The sequence below is a fragment of the Roseimaritima multifibrata genome (assembly GCF_007741495.1).
Classification (GTDB): Bacteria; Planctomycetota; Planctomycetia; order Pirellulales; family Pirellulaceae; genus Roseimaritima; species Roseimaritima multifibrata.
The window spans coordinates 5,496,120-5,515,317 of sequence record NZ_CP036262.1 but is presented as its reverse complement, the minus strand read 5'-3'; the positions used below and the strand labels follow the sequence as shown (position 1 = coordinate 5,515,317).

15 protein-coding genes are annotated in these 19,198 nt (G+C 54.6%); 9 read left to right on the top strand and 6 right to left on the bottom strand.

Features of this window, described 5'->3' with window-relative positions; genetic code table 11:
- Window positions 1-50 precede the first annotated feature (50 nt).
- From FF011L_RS20020 to FF011L_RS20005, 4 genes are all read left to right on the top strand, one after another.
- Window positions 51-983: a thiamine-phosphate kinase gene (locus FF011L_RS20020; protein WP_145353649.1), complete on the top strand. Its 933-nt coding sequence runs from the start codon at window positions 51-53 to the stop codon at window positions 981-983.
- A complete protein-coding gene (tsaE, locus tag FF011L_RS20015; protein WP_246109530.1) occupies window positions 983-1,492 on the top strand; it encodes a tRNA (adenosine(37)-N6)-threonylcarbamoyltransferase complex ATPase subunit type 1 TsaE in 510 nt (169 codons plus the stop codon). The genes FF011L_RS20020 and tsaE overlap by 1 nt, the downstream gene beginning before the upstream one ends.
- Before the next feature lie 73 nt (window positions 1,493-1,565).
- Window positions 1,566-2,693 (top strand): phosphotransferase, encoded by a 1,128-nt coding sequence (locus FF011L_RS20010; RefSeq protein WP_145353648.1) that lies wholly within the window; start codon window positions 1,566-1,568, stop codon window positions 2,691-2,693.
- A gap of 67 nt (window positions 2,694-2,760) precedes the next feature.
- Window positions 2,761-5,229: a protein-disulfide reductase DsbD family protein gene (locus FF011L_RS20005; protein ID WP_218932760.1), complete on the top strand. Its 2,469-nt coding sequence runs from the start codon at window positions 2,761-2,763 to the stop codon at window positions 5,227-5,229.
- 85 nt (window positions 5,230-5,314) lie between these two features.
- Here the strand turns inward: FF011L_RS20005 and FF011L_RS20000 are convergent, their stop codons facing one another.
- Window positions 5,315-6,163: a hypothetical protein gene (locus FF011L_RS20000; protein ID WP_145353646.1), complete on the bottom strand. Its 849-nt coding sequence runs from the start codon at window positions 6,161-6,163 to the stop codon at window positions 5,315-5,317.
- A 222-nt stretch (window positions 6,164-6,385) separates the two neighbouring features.
- On the opposite strand from FF011L_RS20000, the gene FF011L_RS19995 reads away from it, so the two are divergent.
- From FF011L_RS19995 to FF011L_RS19985, 3 genes are read left to right on the top strand one after another with little or no spacing between them, the layout of a single operon-like run.
- On the top strand, window positions 6,386-7,714 hold the full coding sequence (locus FF011L_RS19995; protein ID WP_145353645.1) for an adenylosuccinate synthase: 1,329 nt from the start codon (window positions 6,386-6,388) through the stop codon (window positions 7,712-7,714).
- A 43-nt stretch (window positions 7,715-7,757) separates the two neighbouring features.
- Window positions 7,758-8,513 carry a polyprenyl diphosphate synthase gene (uppS, locus tag FF011L_RS19990; RefSeq protein ID WP_145353644.1) on the top strand — a complete coding sequence of 252 codons (756 nt, stop codon included), beginning with the start codon at window positions 7,758-7,760 and terminating at the stop codon, window positions 8,511-8,513.
- Between the two features lie 23 nt (window positions 8,514-8,536).
- Window positions 8,537-8,878 carry a histidine triad nucleotide-binding protein gene (locus FF011L_RS19985; protein WP_145353643.1) on the top strand — a complete coding sequence of 114 codons (342 nt, stop codon included), beginning with the start codon at window positions 8,537-8,539 and terminating at the stop codon, window positions 8,876-8,878.
- Between the two features lie 420 nt (window positions 8,879-9,298).
- Here FF011L_RS19985 and FF011L_RS19980 read toward each other — a convergent pair whose 3' ends face one another.
- The 4 genes from FF011L_RS19980 to FF011L_RS19965 form a co-directional block, all read right to left on the bottom strand.
- The gene (locus FF011L_RS19980) at window positions 9,299-10,651 is read right to left on the bottom strand and encodes a purple acid phosphatase family protein (RefSeq protein ID WP_145353642.1); all 1,353 of its coding nucleotides are present in this window, start codon (window positions 10,649-10,651) and stop codon (window positions 9,299-9,301) included.
- A gap of 2 nt (window positions 10,652-10,653) precedes the next feature.
- The gene (locus FF011L_RS19975; RefSeq protein ID WP_145353641.1) at window positions 10,654-12,162 is read right to left on the bottom strand and encodes an HTTM domain-containing protein; all 1,509 of its coding nucleotides are present in this window, start codon (window positions 12,160-12,162) and stop codon (window positions 10,654-10,656) included.
- A gap of 32 nt (window positions 12,163-12,194) precedes the next feature.
- Entirely contained in the window at window positions 12,195-12,674 is a 480-nt protein-coding gene (locus FF011L_RS19970) for a hypothetical protein (RefSeq protein WP_145353640.1), read from the bottom strand.
- A gap of 61 nt (window positions 12,675-12,735) precedes the next feature.
- Window positions 12,736-13,761, bottom strand: a complete 1,026-nt coding sequence (locus tag FF011L_RS19965) for a DUF1559 family PulG-like putative transporter (protein WP_145355657.1) — start codon at window positions 13,759-13,761, stop codon at window positions 12,736-12,738.
- Window positions 13,762-14,845: 1,084 nt separating this feature from the next.
- On the opposite strand from FF011L_RS19965, the gene FF011L_RS19960 reads away from it, so the two are divergent.
- Window positions 14,846-15,670 (top strand): FkbM family methyltransferase, encoded by an 825-nt coding sequence (locus FF011L_RS19960; RefSeq protein WP_145353638.1) that lies wholly within the window; start codon window positions 14,846-14,848, stop codon window positions 15,668-15,670.
- A 31-nt stretch (window positions 15,671-15,701) separates the two neighbouring features.
- On the opposite strand, the gene FF011L_RS19955 is transcribed toward FF011L_RS19960, so the two are convergent.
- Window positions 15,702-16,439, bottom strand: a complete 738-nt coding sequence (locus FF011L_RS19955) for a 3-keto-disaccharide hydrolase (protein WP_145353636.1) — start codon at window positions 16,437-16,439, stop codon at window positions 15,702-15,704.
- A 272-nt stretch (window positions 16,440-16,711) separates the two neighbouring features.
- On the opposite strand from FF011L_RS19955, the gene FF011L_RS19950 reads away from it, so the two are divergent.
- Window positions 16,712-19,189: a sodium-translocating pyrophosphatase gene (locus FF011L_RS19950; RefSeq protein WP_145355654.1), complete on the top strand. Its 2,478-nt coding sequence runs from the start codon at window positions 16,712-16,714 to the stop codon at window positions 19,187-19,189.
- Window positions 19,190-19,198 lie beyond the last annotated feature (9 nt).

The following is a 19,198-nucleotide window of genomic DNA, read 5'->3' as shown; positions in this document are numbered from 1 at the left end:
AGGCCTCGATTGTAAAGGGTTTGATTATCTTCAACCGGGAATGAACCGACGTGGAACAAAGTTTTTTAGCATGGCTTCGGGGCCGACAAGCCAATTTGCCTCAAGTGAAGGTCGGGATCGGCGATGACGGAGCCGTCTTCGTGCCGCAGGCTGGTAAAGAGCTGGTTTTGGCAAGTGATGGGATTGTCGACGGAGTCGATTTCCTAGCCGATCAACATTCGCTTGCCGAGGTCGGCAGGAAAGCGGTCGCGATCAATCTGAGTGATTTAGCCGCAATGGGCGCCGAACCGGCGGCAATTCTGGTGAATCTTTCCCTGCCAACGCGCTCGGCGACTGAAATTGCCGCAGCCTGTTACGAAGGGATTTTGGAGATTTGCGATCAATACCAGGTCGCCATTGCCGGCGGAGACATTACCGTCTACGACGGGCCTTTGGCGATTTCGGTCACCGCGATCGGACATGTCGAAAGTGGGCAGGCGTGGCTCCGCAGTGGAGCCAAAGAGGGAGATTCGGTTTTGGTGTCGGGAGCCTTCGGCGGAAGCTTGTTAGGACGACACCTGCGGTTCACTCCGCGGATCGAATTCGCGCGACGGTTGCGTGCGATCGGTGGCGTGCATGCGGCGATGGATGTGAGTGACGGGTTGTCGCTGGATCTTGATCGGCTGTGTGCGTCGAGCGCATTGGGCGTGGAACTGGATATGGAGGCGATTCCGATCCATCCAGATGCGGGGCCTTGGGCGGAGCAACAAGGCGGGACGCTGCTGGAACATGCACTGGGCGATGGTGAAGATTTTGAATTGATCGTCGCGATGGAACCGAAAGCCGCCCAGCGTGCGATGGCTGCGGAGGCTGCCCTGCCCGAGGATGTGCGAGTCCCTTTGACCAAGATCGGAACGTTGACCGGCCGGACCGGATTGTGGATGCAGAAAACCGGAAAGCTGGAACGGTTGTCTCCAAGCGGCTACATACACGGAGAACAGTGATGAGTGAGGAGCCTGTCATGTTCCATTCACAGCACTCGCTGCTGGCGACGCTGCAGTGGCGTACGCCCGAAGAAACGCTTGCCTTTGCTCAGTTGCTTGATCTGCATCTTCCCGAACGTTGTGGTTTGGGATTGGTCGGGACCCTGGGTGCCGGGAAAACGTTTTTGGCGCAGCGTTTTGCAGAAACCATTGGCGTCGAAAAAGGAACGGTTACCAGCCCAACTTTTACCGTCGTGCAGGAGTACCAAGCCAAGCGGCGCTTGACTCACCTGGATGCCTATCGAATCGTTGACGAAGACGAATTGTGGGAACTGGGAATCGATGAACTGTTTGAGGAACCGGCGGTCACTTTGATTGAATGGGCGGACCGGTTCGCCGCCGAGATGCCGCAGGAAATGCTCTGGATTCAGATCCTGCTACAAGAGGACGGAAGCCGCACCGTACGCATCAGCGGCGACCCGGGAATCTGGAGTGAAAGAGTTGGCAAGATACAGGCGGCGTTATCTTAGGGGCTTCGGGTTTGGGCCTTCGGATCAACCGTTTGAGATCAGGGATGGATATAGAGAACAGGGATATTGACCAATGGGAACCGTAGGGCTCTCGCTTCCGATCGCCGTTCTCGATGCCTGGGGACTAGAGCCCCATGTTGTCGAATGCCAGCCATTGTCCGGTGGCCTTAGTGGGGCCTTGGTCTTTCGGGTCCTGGTTCGCAGGGAGATGGGGGTGCCGCAAAACGTGGTCGTTCGCGGTTGGCCTGAAGGGATTTCCGGTGATCGAGTCCGAGACGTGCAGCGGTTTGTTTCGGCCGTTCGGCAGGCGGGCTGTGCTTTGGTTCCGCAGTGGATCCGCAGCGTTGACGGATCGAGCTGCCTGACGCATCAGCAGCGGATTTGGGAAGTGACCGAATGGATCGAGGGGGAACCTTGGCGGCCACAAACGTTGACACATCAAGAGCTGTCCGAAGCGGTGCAGAAAGGCGCCGCTGCCATCGCCCAAGTCCATGCCGCGGCAAATCAACAAACGTTTTCTGAGACCGGCCGGCAAACGGTGGTTCCGCCAGCCGTACTGGAACGCTGTCAGCGGTTGCAGGTCGTTCAAGATTGGTGGGAAGCGGGGCCACTAGATGCAGATCGTCTGGACGGACGCGAATGGTTAGGGGCGGCGGATCGAGTGGCTCGGGCCTGTTGGCAAACCCATGGTCAAGCGATCACCGAATGGCTGGCGATTGCCCAAACGATCGCTTATCCGGTTCAGACGGTTTTGCGCGACGTTCATGAGCAACATGTGTTGTTTCAGAATGCCCAGGTCAGCGGATTGATTGATTTTGATGCGATGCGAATCGATACCCCGGCGGTCGACCTTTCCCGATTCGCCCATGGCTTTTTGTTGCGATGGGGGATTCAAAAATTGACATCGAATTTAAGCCCGTTGTTCCAGATGAACGCGGAGTGGGGTGACTGTTTAGAAAAAGTTGTTTGGCCTGCCGCGCTGGCGGGATATCGTCAGCACTGTTCATTTTCTGAACAGGAGGCTGAGCTGGCGAGACACTTAGGTGACGTTAGCAGTCTCTTTTCACTGGTAAACTGGGTTGTCTGGATTTCTTGGGAAGAGAAAGCCGGACGACTGAGCGAAAAAATCACGGAAGATGTTGCCCGGAATAGGGTCGAACAACTTCAGCAATTTGCGATAAACTACTTCTTGGCTCGCTAATTTTTCCGCCTGTCTGGCGTTGCGGTCCGTACTCACATACGCGGTTAGTAAGATGAAGGCCGAATCGATGATTCCTCGCATCCGTCCCATGCAATTTCGAAGACTCTGGCAACCGATATTGGCGGTCGTCGTATTGGCACTGGCCGGACCGTTGTCGAACGCGTCGGCTCAACTGGGAAATGGCTTTCCTTCTCTCTCCTTTCCGAACGAAGACGCGAATGGAGACGTGATCGAGCTGCAGGCCAGCTTCGAAGCGGCCGACGAGGGGGCGGTTGGACGCTTGCACATCGATGCAAAACTGTCGCCGGCTTGGCACGTCTATTCGACGACTCAGCCTCCCGGTGGCCCACTGCCAACCAAATTTACCATGGCGGACGGCAGTCAAGCAAAACTGCTAAGCCCCTTTGTTTCGGATAAAGACCCCAAACGAAGTCAGGCCCCCGAATGGCCCGATGTCACGATCGAAGAATTCGAAACGGCCGTGCGTTGGACCGCGGAGATTGAATTCGCCGCTGGCGTTCAGCCCGACGCGGCTGTCATCAAGATCAAGGCCAACGGGCTGACGTGTCAAACGGGCGGTTCGTGTCGTCCCTTTGAAATGGATTTAACCGCTGCCTACAAAGGGACCTATCAACCGGTAACGACCGAAGCCACTTTCCGCGATGGCGACTATGCCGTTGAGTGGACCGGTGAACTTTTGCCTGCGACCGCCAAGCCAGGTGACGCGGTGGAATTGAAACTAACGGCGAATCCTGACGCTTCGTTTCATGTCTATCCGGGTTCGATCAAAGACGAAAATTTCGCTACCAATTTTGTGTTGACCAAGCGTGGTGTCCTGCAGCCTGGGATGCCGACCCCGTCGGAGGATCCGGTCACGCTAGACACACCGATCGGTGAAGCGACGTATCAAAAAGGTAAAACGACCTGGACGATCGAACTGAAAATTCCTGAGGATGCGGTCCCCGGGACCCATCCGGTCGAAGGGTATATCGCCTATCAAGCATGTCAGGACACCAGTTGCCTGCTTCCTAAAGGCCTGCGATTTCAAACGGAATTGCAGGTTGGCGAAAACGGCAAAGGGGCTCCGGCGGCTGTCCAGTTTGCTTCTGCCAAACGTGCCGAGGTAATGGATTTTATTGCCGAAACCAAATGGGATAACGCTCCCGAAGCGGCTGCGGCACCGACCGTTTACGGTCAGGAAACCAAGAAGTCCTATTCGGTCGTAATGATGTTGCTGATGGGGCTTGGAGCCGGATTGATCTTGAATCTGATGCCCTGCGTGCTGCCTGTTTTAGGCCTGAAGTTGATGTCGCTGACCGACCAAGCTGGTCAGGATCGTAAAGCGATTTTTTCCAGCAATATGTGGTACTCCTTAGGAGTCCTTTCGGTCTTTTGGGTGCTGGCGGGGCTGGCTTCCTTCTTCTCGTTTGGCTGGGGCGAGCAGTTCACGCATATCGAATTCAAATTGGCCCTTACGGTGCTGATTTTTGCGATGGCGCTTAGCTTCTTAGGTGTCTGGGAAATTCCCGTCCCCGGTTTCGCCTCGGGGAAATTCTCGCAAGAGATGCAGCATCATGAAGGAGCTGTCGGAGCTTATTCGAAGGGCCTGTTCACCACCGTCATTGCGACTCCTTGCGGAGGCCCGTTACTCGGTTTGGTGTTGGGGTTGCTGCTAGGGCAATCACCGCTGCTGATCTTTGCCGTTTTCACCGCGATGGGGATTGGGATGTCGCTTCCCTTCCTGTTGATTGGCGTTAGCCCACGACTGGTCAGCTGGTTGCCTAAGCCAGGTGCCTGGATGGAAACGCTTAAGCAGTTGATGGCGTTTGTCCTGTTGGGAACGGTCGCGTTCTTCTTCAATATGTTCTCGGACGATCAAAAGTTGCCTGTGTTTGTCGCTTTGATCGGAGTTTGGTTTGGTTGTTGGATGATCGGAAAAGTACCGAACTGGGAGACACTTTCGAAACGTTTGGCCAGTTGGGGAGCTGGGGTAGCAAGTGCCGCGTTGATCGGTTTCTTGGCTTTCCGGTTCTTGATGCCCGGCGATGTGATCGTTCCATGGCAGCCTTACGATGAAGCAAAATTGACTCAGCTTCGCAGCGAAGGAAAAACCGTGATGATCGATTTCACGGCCAGCTGGTGTGCTACCTGTAAATGGAATTATCACAGTGCGATCAACACCGATTCCACCGCGGATCTGTTGGCCGAACTGGATGTGGTTCCGATGTTGGCAGACTGGAGTGACTACAACGAGGAAATCAAAAAGAAGCTGATTGAACTGGAAAGTCAATCGATCCCGTTGTTGGCTATCTATCCCGGCAACAGCCCGGATCAGCCGATCATTTTGCGTGATTTGGTGAACCAAGCCGACGTTTTGGGAGCTTTGCAGTTAGCCGGTCCATCGCAGGGGGAAGCGGCGGCAGCCTCCGGAGATGAGATTTCCGTAGAAGTGCAAAGCGGCGGAGGAAAACAAGTTCAAGCTCCGAAGGCAGGAAACATTCCTGCCGCCGGCCCCGTTTCGCTGTCGGCTCTTTAGAGCCATCGATGCGGGGATTCGAGGATCAGGTCCCGGCGGTCTTCTGGTTTCTTGTTAATCGTTCTGGTTTCTGGTCAATTATTGCTCAGCAGTTTGGCAGTCCCTGAAACGGGGGCTGTCCTAGCTGGTTGGCGATATAACGCGCGACCGAAGCCTGGGTAGCGTCAAGCTGTTTTTCCATATGTAGGGCGGTTAAACAAGCAACAAATATCTGCTGCCGTTGTTCCTTGGCCAGCGAGGTCAACTTGTGAAGAACCTCTTCCAGGTCTCCCCAGGCCAAAACTTCTGCCGGGAGGGCCCCTGCCGGGCAGAGGCTTCCCAAGCGGTTCCAGCCTCGCTGAAAACGAACTTCAGCCAGGCTATTCCTTTCGCCGACAATCGCGGAAATCGAGATCAATTCGACAAGTTCTCGAATCGCGTCTTTAATGTTTCGGATACGGCTGTGGGCCCGCCGGGAGGGTTTGCTAAGTTTCGCTCGCAAGAGGCCACGCCAAGCCTGCTCTTGCCAAGCGAGGTCGCCGGCGGAGTCGGCAACGTCATCGACCACGCTCATCAGTTCGATCTGGCTGGAACGGTCCAAGCGTTGTGTTGTTTCGAGGACCAAATCGAGTAAAGCGAGCCGTTGTTCGTTCGTCACGTCCCCCACAGCGTGCCAGATCCCTTCAATGGGCTCCTGAAGCCGCCCGTTGTGGACGTGAGTGACCAGAGCACGTTGTCCCTCTGGAAACAGCATCAGAGCTGGCATCGTCACAATCGCGGCCGCTGGATCGTTGAAAAAGGCCATGATTGCAGTCGGTAATGGTCCCAGGGGATGTTCCGCGGGGAGAGACTCTTCCGCCCCGCTGTTGGGATGGGAATGAGCCCTCGCCACGTTTGCCGGTGAACGTTTCACGGATCGCCGTGAAGCTCGATCGCGAAATAAATTTTTAAACATGGAGACTATTCGCTGCACTGAACGATTGGGAAAATGAATCGCACAACGCTACATTACTTGTTCCAATTGGTAGTGTCTCACCACCCGGTGGGTGGGAAGTTTGCCGCGAAAGCGGTGGGTTGTAGCGGTCCTAGCAAGAGCCCGGCTTGTCGACTTTGAACCCGTCTTCTACTCTCTTTGCTTGTTTAAATATTTGATGGTTGGCAAACCGGAGGATTTCTGGTGCCCGGAACATGTGTGATTGGCCTCCAGTGGGGCGACGAAGCCAAAGGTAAACTAGTCGACCTGTTGGCAAACGAATTTGAACTGGTTGTTCGTTACCAAGGGGGTGCGAATGCCGGACATACGGTTGTCGCGGGTGATGAGGTGTACAAATTGCACCATATCCCTAGCGGAATCCTTCGCCCGCAGGTGCAAAACCTGATTACGCCCGGTGTGGTGATCAATCCCGAAACCCTTTTGGTCGAAATCGACGGATTGGCCAAACGGGGCGTTGATGTCACCAAAAATCTGCGGATTAGCGAACGTGCGCACCTGGTGATGCCATGGCACATCGCTGAAGACCGTATCATCAACCAGCAGCACATTGGCAAAGAATCGATTGGGACAACCAACCGAGGCATTGGCCCCTGCTACCGAGACAAAGTGGGCCGTACCCATGCGATCCGAGCGATCGATTTGATGGATTCGGGGCGTGATGAACGGATCGCGGAAGTCGCGAATCAGAAACTGAAAGTTCTGCAATCGCTGGGTGGCAGTGCGGAAGAACTGGAGCAAATTTCTCCGGGACGCGTCGTCGCTGCGGCTGCCGGTTGGGCAGAACGTTTGCGTCCGATGGTGGGTGACACGACTTACCCGCTGCTCGATGCCGCAGAAGCGGGCCGCCGAATCCTGTTCGAAGGGGCTCAGGGAGCCCTTCTCGATATCGATCACGGCACCTACCCGTTTGTTACCAGCAGTAATAGCAGCGGAGTGGGAATCTGTGCGGGTGCCGGAGTTCCACCTCGCTGGATCGGTGAAGTGATCGGCGTTTGCAAAGCGTACAGCACGCGTGTTGGCGGTGGCCCCTTCCCGACCGAATTAGATGATGCGGTGGGTGAACAGATTCGCAAACTGGGCAATGAGTTCGGGACCACCACCGGACGGCCTCGCCGTTGTGGCTGGATCGATGCGGTTGCCCTGCGTTATACCGCTCGACTAAGTGGCGTCACCACTTTGGCGTTGATGATGATGGACGTTCTGAGCCATCTGGATGAAATTAAAATTTGCGTGGCCTATGAACTGGATGGCGAGCGAATCGATCGATTCCCATGCCATGCGGACTCGCTGCGTCGCTGCAAGCCGATTTATGAATCGGTGACCCCTTGGAAACAGCCTGTCGACGATGCAAAAACCGTCGCCGACTTCCCCGCAGGCGCGATGGCGTTTGTGCGGCGAATCGAAGAACTGGTCGGTGTACCTGTCGGCGTCCTGTCGGTCGGTCCTGATCGGGCTCAGACCATTTTTGTCGACCGTGATCCTGCAGGAATCGCTGCGGGTGCAGGCCGATAAGATTTTTTCTCATTCGCCGCCGCGCGTATTAAACGAAATTGGAATGACACACGTAGAACATTCCCGTTGTACGGCTGAGCAACTTGGTTTGCCGTCTGAAGCGATTCCAAAACACATTGCCATCATTATGGATGGCAATGGTCGCTGGGCGGAACGCCAAGGAAAACCAAGGATTGAGGGACATCGACACGGCGTTAAAACCGTGCGGATGGTCAGCGAAACTTGCACAAGCTTGAATATCGAAGCGGTCACTTTGTACTGCTTGTCCAGTGAAAACTGGAAGCGACCCCCGGCAGAATTAGAATTTCTGATGCACCTGCTGGAGCAGTATCTGATTGAAGAACGCCGCCTGCTGATGGAGCAGGGCCTGCGTTTGAAGGTCATCGGGCGCAGAGATCGTTTGCCCGCGTCGGTCCTAAAGGAAATGGACAAGACGCTGCAAATGTGTGCCGAGAACCAAGGGACTCAGCTGGTTTTGGCGATCGATTATGGCGGCCGAGACGAATTGACTCGGTCCGTTCAAAAATTGGGACGCCAGATCGCCGCCGGGGAATTAGAACCCGACGCGATCACCGAAGAAACCATCCAGCAAGCCCTCGATACGGCCGGTTTGCCCGATCCCGATTTGCTGATTCGCACCGGTGGTGATATGCGAATCAGTAACTATTTGCTTTGGCAGATCAGTTACGCCGAAATTTGGGTCACCGAACGCTGTTGGCCTGAATTCACGCAGGATAATTTCTTGCAGTCCATTCGCGAATTTGCCACACGACAACGCCGGTTTGGCGGTTTGCTGTAATTCATTTGATCCGGGATCAAGTCATGTCTGAAACCATTTTCAGTAAAATCATTCGCCGTGAAATCCCTGCAGACATTCTTTACGAAGATGATCAATGCCTGGCCTTTCGCGATATTGATCCCAAGGCTCCGACGCACGTCCTGATCATTCCCAAGGAACCGATCGCATCGCTAGCCGAATTGCAGGAAGAACACCAGCAATTGGCCGGCCATCTGTTGCTAACAGCTGCCCGGTTGGCGGAAGAACTGGGATTGGATCGAGGCTACCGATTGATCACTAACTGCGGAGAAGAGGGAGGCCAATCGGTCGACCATCTGCACTTCCACCTAATGGGCGGTCGTCCGCTCAGCTGGCCACCCGGTTGAGTCATATCACGTGACCGCACTGTTCCTTGCGAAAGTCTGTTTTAAAAGCACACTTTCGCGGAACGATACGTTAAACGGTTTTTGTGATTTCATGGGTTGTGCGATAAATAAGTAGTGAGTGTGGCAGGGAGAAAAGGCCCCATGCCAGCTTGCCTGGCATGAAGCCAAGATTTGAAATTAGTTCGCATGGCTCTAGGAAAACGCATCCCGTTCGGATTGCCGCTGAAAGCGGCAATCCGAACGGGATGCGAAAACCGTGGGGGCAACCACCTCTAATTTCAAATCTTGCGTTCCTGTCGGGTAAACCGACGAGGGGACGTGGCGCTTGGATGTCTGGGCAGGTGCCAGCTGCTGTCAAACCGTCAACTTATATATCGCACGTCCCTAGAAATCCGCAGCCTGAAAAAGATCCGGTAGTCCCTATTGGGTAATCGGGCGAAGGTTTTCGGAGACTTCAGGAGTCCGTTCAATCAGTTGGTTGGGGCCGTTCTCTTGCTTTCTTAATTCGAAAGCATCGTACAGTTCGCCGATCGCCGTGCGGGCTTCGAAACGGAGGCTGGGGCCGTCGATATGAATGATTTGGTACAGCTGAGTGTCCTCACCTAGTCGCTTCATGAAGGGCAAGCGATTGTTGTTGTACATTTTGGGGCCGCTGACCGAAACGACGTAAACGGTGCCATGTTTTTGCTCGACTGCTTGGATTCCGGTGGGGACATTTGCAATGGTTTCCGGAACATCCAGCCCCGTTCGTCCGTACGTGTGGTCATGCCCTTGCAGGACTAGATCGACCTTGTATTCATCGAAGAGTGGTTTCCAGAGGGCACGTAGTTCTGGGTTGTCGCGGTCTTTTCCAGTGGAGTAGATCGGATGGTGAAAGGTACAGACAACCCATTCGGCCTGGTTTTCCTTCAGGACCTTTCTCAGCCATTCTGTTTGTTCTGCTTGTCGTTCGTTGCTGTTTAGAGCAATGATGCGCATGTTTTGATAGACCAGTGTGTAGCAGGTTTCTTCAAGACCTGTGGGGCCGTTTTCGGGGAAGGTGAAACTTGGTTTCCAGTGATTGGATAGCCTCCGTGTCCCGTCATCTTTTTTGGCTTGTTCATGATTTCCTGGGACAGCAATGCTGGGGATCATCGCGTTTAGCCAGTCTCCGGCTCCAAACCACTCGCCCCATTCGCCATCCATTTCCGCTCGGTTTACCAGGTCGCCAGCATGCAGGAAAAACGCTGCCTTGGGGGCGTCGCGTTGGGCCTCTCGGAGAACACGCGACCACATCGAGCGAATGTTGTTTTGGGCATCGCCGAAATAGATGAAGGAGAACGGTTCGGGCGTGGCAGATGCCGTGCTGAAATGAAACCATTCACTCCAATTGGCTCCGTCGCCCACGCGGTAGGCGTATCGTCTGCCGGGGGTGAGGTCCGTAAACGAGACGCTGTGGAAATGAGCTTGATTGATGTCGGTTGTCAATGATTCCGTCGTTGCAACGACCTGCTTCGCGTGCTCGGGAAAGTTTGGCCCCGCTTCGGCAGGGGCGATTTCTGCGAACCCCTTTTTGACAACCTGAGAGGTTCGCCAATTCACCGCTTGGGTTGTTCGTGGATCATTGTTCCAGCACAGCACAATGCGATCGGGCATGGCCGTAGGGCGATAGATTTCAGCAGGTTGGACCACCGAAACATGTGAGTGGTCTCCCTCGTGTGCCGTGACGGTTGTGGTAAGGAGTAAAAACGAAATGACGACAAGTTGCCGTATCGATACGAATAGAGAATGCATGGTTAGTCCTTTTCGATAGTCTGAAGAGAGTGAGTGCCGGCCAAGTTTACCGTTGGGGATATGTTGGACATGCGTTGAAGAAATTTGATCTCGGGAAGATCCACATGGTTTCGCCACTGGTCGATTGGGATATCCCAAGCCGGAGAGCGTAGTGGTTCGTGCAACGTCACGAATCCTTCCGGGCCGATGCTTGTGTTTCGTTGCAGGGAGGCAAGATCGGTGTTGGGATCAATCATTAACTGCGGTTTGCGGCCATTCAAGGAAACCAGTGCGAATGCGTAGATCTGGGGGCGTCTGCGCATCTCTTGTTCGAATTTGTCAGCGATAAAGTGAGCCATTTGCAGGATCAGGTTAGGGTCGCGGGCAAATTTTTCGGACTGCTCGGTGCTCAGGAATTGCATGTGGTCGACATTGACTACTGCTTCCGTGGCGGGATCGCGGAGAGCGAACCCAATACCAACCTCTTTTGCGCGGAGCATCATCCGCCAGGAAAAGAGATGCCCTCGTTCGGTCCAACTGGTTGGTTCCGAATGTATTCGGCTGCGCAGAGGCCAGATGACTTGAAAGCCCGCATAGATAATAACCAGCCCCAGTGCCACCCATTGGCCCGTCGATCCGCGCCACGTTGACTTTTGTGAAAGAGTAACCGGTTCGGCTGAAAGAAAACGACGTGGCCAATCAGGTCGAAAAAAGATTGTGCTCCCTGCAATCATTAGCCAAGGAAAGATGTGGATCGAGAATAAGACTGCGTTTGTTAAATGGAAACCGATGCACAGCAGGAATGCGTATTTACGGGTTCGGGAAAACAGGAGGCCCGGTACGATGGCAAGATCAAAAAACATTCCGCACCACGACATCCATATTCCGACGCCGGGGATGGCAAGCCAGGTTCCGATAACGGGAAGGTCTGCTTTGGTGCTGAGGAACATTTCCATTGGCTGGCCAAGCATCCAGTCCGAAGTCCATTTTGCAATCCCGCCGAATAGGTAGGGCAAGGCAATGTGAAAGCGGAGTGCGAGCAGGGCCCAGGCAGGGATCGATTGCGATGCAATTTGGGGGCGTCGGTACGCATCGACCGAAAGCATGCGATTCAGCGGCAACCAGGGGAGCGTCCAGCTGAGCAATAGAATCAGATAATAGTGGTTTTGATAGTTCGTTCTTTCTAGCAGAAAGACATAGGTAAATCCCAACGCAAAAAGCAGGCAAGCCACTCGATAAAAACAGCCGGTCAGTATCATCATCGCAAGCCCCATCAAGGCGATGAAATGGAGATACATGCCATCGCCGCTCCAGGGGTGGACCCACTGAAAACCTGCGTAGGTGAAGTGAAATTGAGGATCGACGTACAGTTGAGTGACACGGCCCGATGCGAGATAGTTCCACGCCCATCCGGCCGCCAAGGCCGCAAACAGGATTCGAAATAGGATCGCACTTGCTGCGTCGACCGGACGAAAGCAAGCGACAAGGAAATTCCGCCATGTCGAACAGTTCGAGGCTGGTTGGGGCTTCATCGCTGTTTACCGATCGCCTTGGGTTGCCATCGTTATTCGTCGTCTTCGTCGCGATTGCGTTTTTGCAACGCCAATTGACGTCCCGAGGCTTTCGGAAGCACTAAATCGAAGAAGTTGTCGGTGTCGGCGAGGACTTCGGCCTGCATCAGATCGACTTCTTCGTTCATGCTGCATTCGCATTGTGCATCGCCGCGACCTACACGGACCCGATGCATTCCAACGACGGCGCCGTCCCCTTCACCCGGGGCGTAGGTTGAAAGGACATAGTGTCCCTCACTGTCGGTAAATGCAAATCCCTGTTTGCCTACGATGGAGGAAGCCTGGCTGCCGGTTCGCACCGGTTCGAAATAGACCATGGCGCCCGATACCGGTTTGCCTTGACATACGACTTGTCCCGAGACATGAGCGGTGGGGAAAGAATCACCTTGCCCACAGCCACCGGCAAGGACCAAGCCGATAAGAGGTATGCTGACAGAAAAACCAAAGCGACGGACTAAGGGTATCTTGGACATGAATAGGCCTCCTGGAGACCGAGAGAAGATTGGCGAATCCGAGATAGAACGTTCTATTCCATCAATCCCAAGCTCCTAGGACATTGCCATCGCGACGGTCATGCAAGTTGCAGTAAGTGCTCATGGAAATGTTCTCGCTGAGGAAATGGACCGACCCATCTGCGAAAACAAATTGAGCCCCACTTGGGTGAAAGCTGAAGGCATTGTCATCGTTGATTGCAAAATACATCTTGCCAGGACTGGTTTGGGCATTGATGGGACTGTTGGTCCGCCCGTTAATGCGAACCGTTTCGTCCTGCCCGCTACCAAAGGAACCGATCCACGTCGGCCAGTCACGGAAGGCTGTTGGTGGAGTCGATTGGCGGCTGGAGCTGGAGGTTGTCGACGTTACGTACGAAGATTCGCCAGAGAGAACCGTGTTGCTTAGTCCATCCGTCATATCTGCAAAGCGAGCTCCACCCCCCTCGCTTATCTTGTGCATTGCTCCGTAGTCGCCATAGCAGCTGCCACCGCCCGCCTTGTAATCCGTGGTCGCATAACCGGTCGACATTGGGAAGGAATTAGGGACCGCGCTTCCACCGACGATATTACTGCCTGGGATGGTCCAACTGTTTGGGACAAAATCAGGAAGAATCGAGGAGGGACATCGATATCCGGACACCACAGTGTCCCCTCCAGGGATCACTGTTCCAGCTGGCACGCCGGGATACAGCTGATCACGGATGCCTTGGTTTCCAAGCGTCCCATAGTGTCCATTGACGTTCAGCGTTTCATAGAGGTTCTGCTGTTCCATAAACGGAAGCAAAGCGACTAGCCAGCCGAACCCGTCATCATCTTCCCCCCCCGGTTCCCATCTTTGGGTGTCGGCTGCAAACAGGGCTGGCGGCATGATCTTGTGGACTCCTTCGTAGTTGTGCATTGCCAACCCAATTTGTTTTAGATTGTTAGAACATTGCATCCTTCGCGCCGCTTCGCGGGTGGCCTGGACCGCTGGAAGAAGCAACCCTACTAAGATCCCGATAATGGCAATGACCACCAGCAATTCAACAAGGGTAAAACCTGGCTTCTGGTAATAAAGACGACGCATGTGCCCGCTCCGATATTCAAGAGAGTTGAATCGAATCTGCGTTACTGAAAAGAGTGGAAAGCTTTACGCTTGCCGATAGGTGGGAATTGTACGAGTCGAGTTTAGGATCACGTGAAGGCAATGTGTGGGAATGGATATTTCCTCAAAAAACCAAATTTCGCAAGCGAGAGCGAGAGGTCGCAGCGGAGTAATCGCTTTGCTCAGCAGGAATGGCGGTTCATACGTTTCCACCGTTTGTGTGGCGCATATCGAGTGGCGATCACATTCCTAGCGGAACGGCGCAAACCGTCGGGGATCTACTTTCTTAGCGGAACGGCGCAAGCCGTCCGGACTTTTGCGGCGTGGTTTTCTGGCCGGAGAGCTCGCGCCCTGCCGCTAGGAATTTGTGATTCACGATCACCTTCTTAGCGGAACGGCGCAAGCTGTCCGGCCTTTTGCGGCGTGGTTTCCGGGCCGGAGGGCTCGCGCCCTGCCGCTAGGAAATTTTGGTTCGCGATCACCTTCTTAGCGGAACGGCGCAAGCCGTCCGGCCTTTTGCGGAGTGGTTTCCGGGCCGGAGGGCTCGCGCCCTGCCGCTAGGAAATTGTGGTTCGCGATCACCTTCTTAGCGGAACGGCGCAAGCCGTCCGGCCTTTCTGCGTAGTGGTTTCCGGTCCGGAGAGCTCGCGCCCTTCCGCTAAGAAATTTTGGTTCGCGATCACTCTCTTAGCGGAACGGCGCAAGCCGTCCGGCCTTTTGCGGCGTGGTTTCCGGGCCGGAGGGCTCGCGCCCTGCCGCTAGGAAATTGTGGTTTGCAGTCACTCTCTTAGCGGAACGGCGCGAGCCGTCCGGCCTTTCTGCGTAGTGGTTTCCGGGCCGGAGGGCTCGCGCCCTGCCGCTAGGAATTTTTGATTCACGATCACTCTCCTAGCGGAACGCCGCAAGCCGTCCGGCCATGTTCTGGTCCGCACTGCGGGGGCGGAAACCCCCTGTTTGGGCTTGCCGTCGATTCGCTTCTGTTGCTATCTGATGATCCCCTGCAGGAGGGGCCGCTGCTTGGCGGCGTCTGCAAGGCTGGTTCAAGTTGATTGATGGAGAATCCGCGATGAAGGCAAAAGAGATTCTGTTTTTATTGGGAATGAAACCTCGAGCTAGGAAATTTGGCTATGAGTTTCGTTCGTTCTATTCACCGGTGTTCGGGGAAATCAAATACGCGCAGTGGATGCATCCCAAAACCTACAAAATGGAGTGCAATGAGCGGGAATTGTCGCGGCTGTCGGAGCTGGTGCAGCCTGGAGACGTTGTGATCGATGTCGGCGCCCATGCTGGCGATTCGACTTTGCCGCTTGCCCTAGCATGTGGCACTGATGGGTGTGTGCTGGCGTTTGAGCCAAACACTTTCGTCTACCCGGTTCTGGAAGCCAATTCAAAACTAAATACAGATAAGACCAATATCATCCCTCTGAATGTTGCTGCGACCGAAGAGGACTGCGAACTGGAATTCGAATATTCGGATCCAGGATTTTGTAATGGCGGTCGCCATAAAGGAATCAGTCGTTGGCGGCATGGGCACGCCTTCAATCAGAAGGTCCAGGGACGGAACCTGGATCGGTTGCTGGAACAGGACCACAGCGAATGTCGGGGACGGGTTTCGTACATCAAAACGGATGCGGAAGGATATGACCTGTCCGTGCTGAAGTCGTTGGAGGGAACGATCAAAGAGTGTCGTCCCTACGTTCAGTCTGAAATTTACAAACTGATGGCTCCGGAGGAACGTCATGGGGTTGTTGATCTGATGCATTCATTAGACTACCGCATCACGTTCCATGATCCTGCCGTGGCAGGTTTTGGTGACGGCCAGGAAATCGGGCACGATAACATCGAATCCTGGCCAAATTATGATGTTTTCTGCCAGCCATTAGCGGCTTAGAAAACAATCCTACAACATTCGCCGATGACGCTTACGGCAGTTCGCGAATTCGCAAATTGCGGAATTCTATCGGGGCGCCTTCTGCTTCCAAGCAAAGGTAGCCCTCGGCAGGATTACATTCGTTGCCACCGGAGACCTCTTCGCCGTTCACCCACAGCCGGACCTCACCATTGATGGCCCGTACGTAGTAATGGTTCCATTCAGGTGTCCCTTTGCTTAGTTCCTTCGATGGGAAACTGCGCGAACCGCTGGGCGAAAGAGGTGGGAATGGTTTCATGGTCGATGTTCCGACCGCAAAGATGTCTCCATTGGTGGAAAACCAGTCACCTGGTTTTCCACTTCTCTTTTCATACTGCGTTTTGTAACCATGGTCCAACATCTGGATTTCGATCCCGCCGCGTGGAAGTTTCCCCGGTGGAAGGTCGACCAGAACCGATTCGGGAACCCAGGCAAAAACGCCCGAATTGCCCGCCGCTTTTAGGTGTCGCCATTCGATCACAAATTCAAAGTTCTTGTATTGTTTGGCGGACCGCGTCACGCCGATAGGGACTCCGGTCGATTTGGCAAGCTTTCCTTCCCACACCAAGGTGTCGGGGTCGCCATTGACGCGGACAAAGTCCTTTTCCCCCAGCGATACCCAGCCGGGGCCGGTTGAATCGATGAATGCTTTGACGCCTGTGCTTGAGGCGTCTTCGGCGCTCAGGCTGCATGGGATGATGACGGCTAGTAAGCCGAGCATCCGTAACGACGGTTTTACGATACAAGTCATGGTGAAAATCCAGGAAAGGAGCGGAGGTGGGAAAGCGTCATGATAACTGGAAATTTGGTCGTCGGGGATCGCCGAGGGCTGTTCGTCTGTTTTCGAAAACCAGGCTCTATAGGTCGTAGTGGTGCCTTGGTGTCCCTAGTTGGTTAATTGAGGCATTTAGTTGACCTTTCTGGCGGGCCCCCTACTGGTAACGACGCGATGAACTTCTAAATTAGTGAAGGATACCTGACTACTGTTCTCTCGCTTCGGCAAGGAATGCAACCGTGATTTTGATGGTTTGGCTGGCAGCAGTGGCAGCGTCGCTTTTGGCGCTTGCATGGGCATTTCGGTTTTATCGGCAGATGATGGAGGCCGATGAGGGTACGGAGCTAATGAAGGAGATCGCGACGCATGTTCGCGAGGGAGCGGATGCCTATCTGAGTCAACAGAATCGGTTGGTGACGATCACGTTCTTGGTGTTGGCGGTACTGCTGGGAATCGCGTCCTATTATCTGCATTTGTTAAATGGATTTGTCCCCATCGCCTTCTTAACCGGAGGTCTCTTCTCGGGACTGTGTGGTTGGTTTGGAATGAAAACCGCCACTCAGGCAAGTAGCCGCACCGCTGCGGCAGCTCGTGTTTCTTTGAACCAAGGATTGCAGGTCGCCTTTCGAAGTGGGGCCGTGATGGGGTTAACGGTTGTCGGAATGGGGTTGCTGTATGTCACGATCTGGTTTGCCATTTTGTATTGGGCATGGCCAGCATTGATGGGAGCTGAACGAGCTTACAGCCTGGAACAGATTTCGGTGGCGATGCTTTCCTTCGGGATGGGAGCCAGTGCACAGGCGCTGTTTGCGCGCGTCGGCGGTGGGATCTTCACCAAGGCGGCCGACGTGGGGGCCGACTTGGTTGGCAAGGTCGAAGAAAGTATGAATGAAGATTCACCCAACAATCCGGCAACGATCGCTGACAACGTGGGCGACAATGTGGGCGACGTGGCAGGGATGGGCGCCGACTTATACGAATCCTATTGCGGATCCATCTTGGCGGCAGCCGCCCTGGGTGTAGCGGCCTTTGCCGCGCCGCAAATGGTCCCCGAAGGGATGGAGGGGACGGAGGCGCAGTTGGCAACGATGATGTTGCCGCTGGCGATTGCCGCCGCGGGAATCATCGCATCCATCATTGGTATCTATGCGGTACGTACCGGTGAGGACGCGTCGCAAAAATCGCTTCTCAAAGCTCTCTCGCGAGGAATCAACCTCGCCGCCGTTTTGATGATACTGATGGCGATGGGGTTGGTTTACTGGTTGATGCCTCTGGTTCCTGGGACCGAGTATTTTGGCGGGCTTTCCGGCGTCGCATTCAGTGTGATTGTCGGGCTGGCGGCCGGTTGGTTGATCGGGAAATGGACGGAGTATGTCACCAGTGACGAGTACAAACCAACGCAACGGTTGGCTAAACAGGCGGAAACCGGGCCTGCGACAATTATCATCGGTGGGATCGCCGATGGGATGATGAGCGTGTGGGTGCCGGTGATTGTTGTGTGCGTCGCAATGACCGCATCCTTTGGTTTTGCCACCGGGGGGCAGTTCGGGGATATCTCGCTTTTCTCCTTGGGATTGTATGGCGTTGGGATCGCGGCGGTCGGAATGTTAAGCACGTTGGGAATTACGTTGGCAACCGATGCTTATGGGCCGATTGCCGATAACGCTGGCGGGAATGCTGAAATGGCTCGGCTGGAAGAGACCGTGCGGGCCCGAACCGATGCCCTGGATTCCCTTGGCAATACGACGGCTGCGACAGGAAAAGGTTTCGCAATTGGTTCCGCAGCTTTGACGGCACTCGCCCTGCTGGCCGCTTATGTCGAAGGGGTGCGTGATGGTTTTGAACGCTGGGGCGTTGCCGCGGTGCAGACCATCGATACCGATGGGTTTTATAAATTGTCCCCCGGATTTATGGTGCACCGTGATGGGGATAACGCGACCGGGTATCTGGTCCAACCGATGATCGCTAGAGACCCATTGCTAACGGAATCTTGGAGGGATGTTTCTTTCTCCGACGGTCCCGCTAAGTTGAGCGAAGGAGTGATCGCCGCTGGGGAAAACGGCCAATTTCACTTTGCGGTCAACGGGGATGCCTTGCTTCCTGTCGCATCGGCAACGCTGCAGGAATTTACCTATTTCTATGACACCACGTTGATGAACCCCAAAGTCCTGATCGGTTTGTTTCTAGGGGCAATGGCAACGTTTGTGTTCTGTGCGATGACCATGAAAGCGGTCGGCAATGCAGCGGAGAAAATGGTGGTCGAGGTCCGTAGGCAGTTGACGGAAAACCCCAAAATCAAAACAGGGGAAGCCAAACCGGATTACAAGCGACCCATCCAAATCAGTACGTCGGAGGCTCAGCGGCAAATGCTGATGCCCAGCCTGTTAGGGCTGGCACTGCCGGTTTTTGTCGGACTGTTGTTGGGCGTTGGAGGCGTTCTGGGATTGTTGGCTGGTTGTTTAACGTCAGGGTTTTGCGTCGCTATCTTCATGGCAAATGCTGGTGGGTCTTGGGACAACGCAAAGAAGTATTACGAAAGTGGGCACCTAGGCGGCAAAGGAAGCCCGGGGCATAAAGCGGCCGTGGTTGGCGATACGGTCGGCGACCCCTTCAAAGATACCAGCGGCCCAAGCCTAAACATCCTGATCAAATTGATGAGCATGGTTAGCGTGGTAGTTGCCGGCTTGGTCGTTCGCTACAGCTTGCACAGCCTTGGTTTGTTTTGATTGGAAGCT

Excerpts from the sequence above, each read along its gene's own strand:
- tsaE (WP_246109530.1), top strand. The coding sequence starts at position 983 with ATGAGTGAGGAGCCTGTCATGTTCCATTCACAGCACTCGCTGCTGGCG.
- FF011L_RS20010 (WP_145353648.1), top strand. The coding sequence starts at position 1,566 with ATGGGAACCGTAGGGCTCTCGCTTCCGATCGCCGTTCTCGATGCCTGG.
- FF011L_RS20005 (WP_218932760.1), top strand. The coding sequence starts at position 2,761 with ATGATTCCTCGCATCCGTCCCATGCAATTTCGAAGACTCTGGCAACCG.
- FF011L_RS20000 (WP_145353646.1), bottom strand. The coding sequence starts at position 6,163 with ATGTTTAAAAATTTATTTCGCGATCGAGCTTCACGGCGATCCGTGAAA.
- uppS (WP_145353644.1), top strand. The coding sequence starts at position 7,758 with ATGACACACGTAGAACATTCCCGTTGTACGGCTGAGCAACTTGGTTTG.
- FF011L_RS19985 (WP_145353643.1), top strand. The coding sequence starts at position 8,537 with ATGTCTGAAACCATTTTCAGTAAAATCATTCGCCGTGAAATCCCTGCA.
- FF011L_RS19980 (WP_145353642.1), bottom strand. The coding sequence starts at position 10,651 with ATGCATTCTCTATTCGTATCGATACGGCAACTTGTCGTCATTTCGTTT.
- FF011L_RS19975 (WP_145353641.1), bottom strand. The coding sequence starts at position 12,162 with ATGAAGCCCCAACCAGCCTCGAACTGTTCGACATGGCGGAATTTCCTT.
- FF011L_RS19970 (WP_145353640.1), bottom strand. The coding sequence starts at position 12,674 with ATGTCCAAGATACCCTTAGTCCGTCGCTTTGGTTTTTCTGTCAGCATA.
- FF011L_RS19965 (WP_145355657.1), bottom strand. The coding sequence starts at position 13,761 with ATGCGTCGTCTTTATTACCAGAAGCCAGGTTTTACCCTTGTTGAATTG.
- FF011L_RS19960 (WP_145353638.1), top strand. The coding sequence starts at position 14,846 with ATGAAGGCAAAAGAGATTCTGTTTTTATTGGGAATGAAACCTCGAGCT.
- FF011L_RS19955 (WP_145353636.1), bottom strand. The coding sequence starts at position 16,439 with ATGACTTGTATCGTAAAACCGTCGTTACGGATGCTCGGCTTACTAGCC.
- FF011L_RS19950 (WP_145355654.1), top strand. The coding sequence starts at position 16,712 with ATGGTTTGGCTGGCAGCAGTGGCAGCGTCGCTTTTGGCGCTTGCATGG.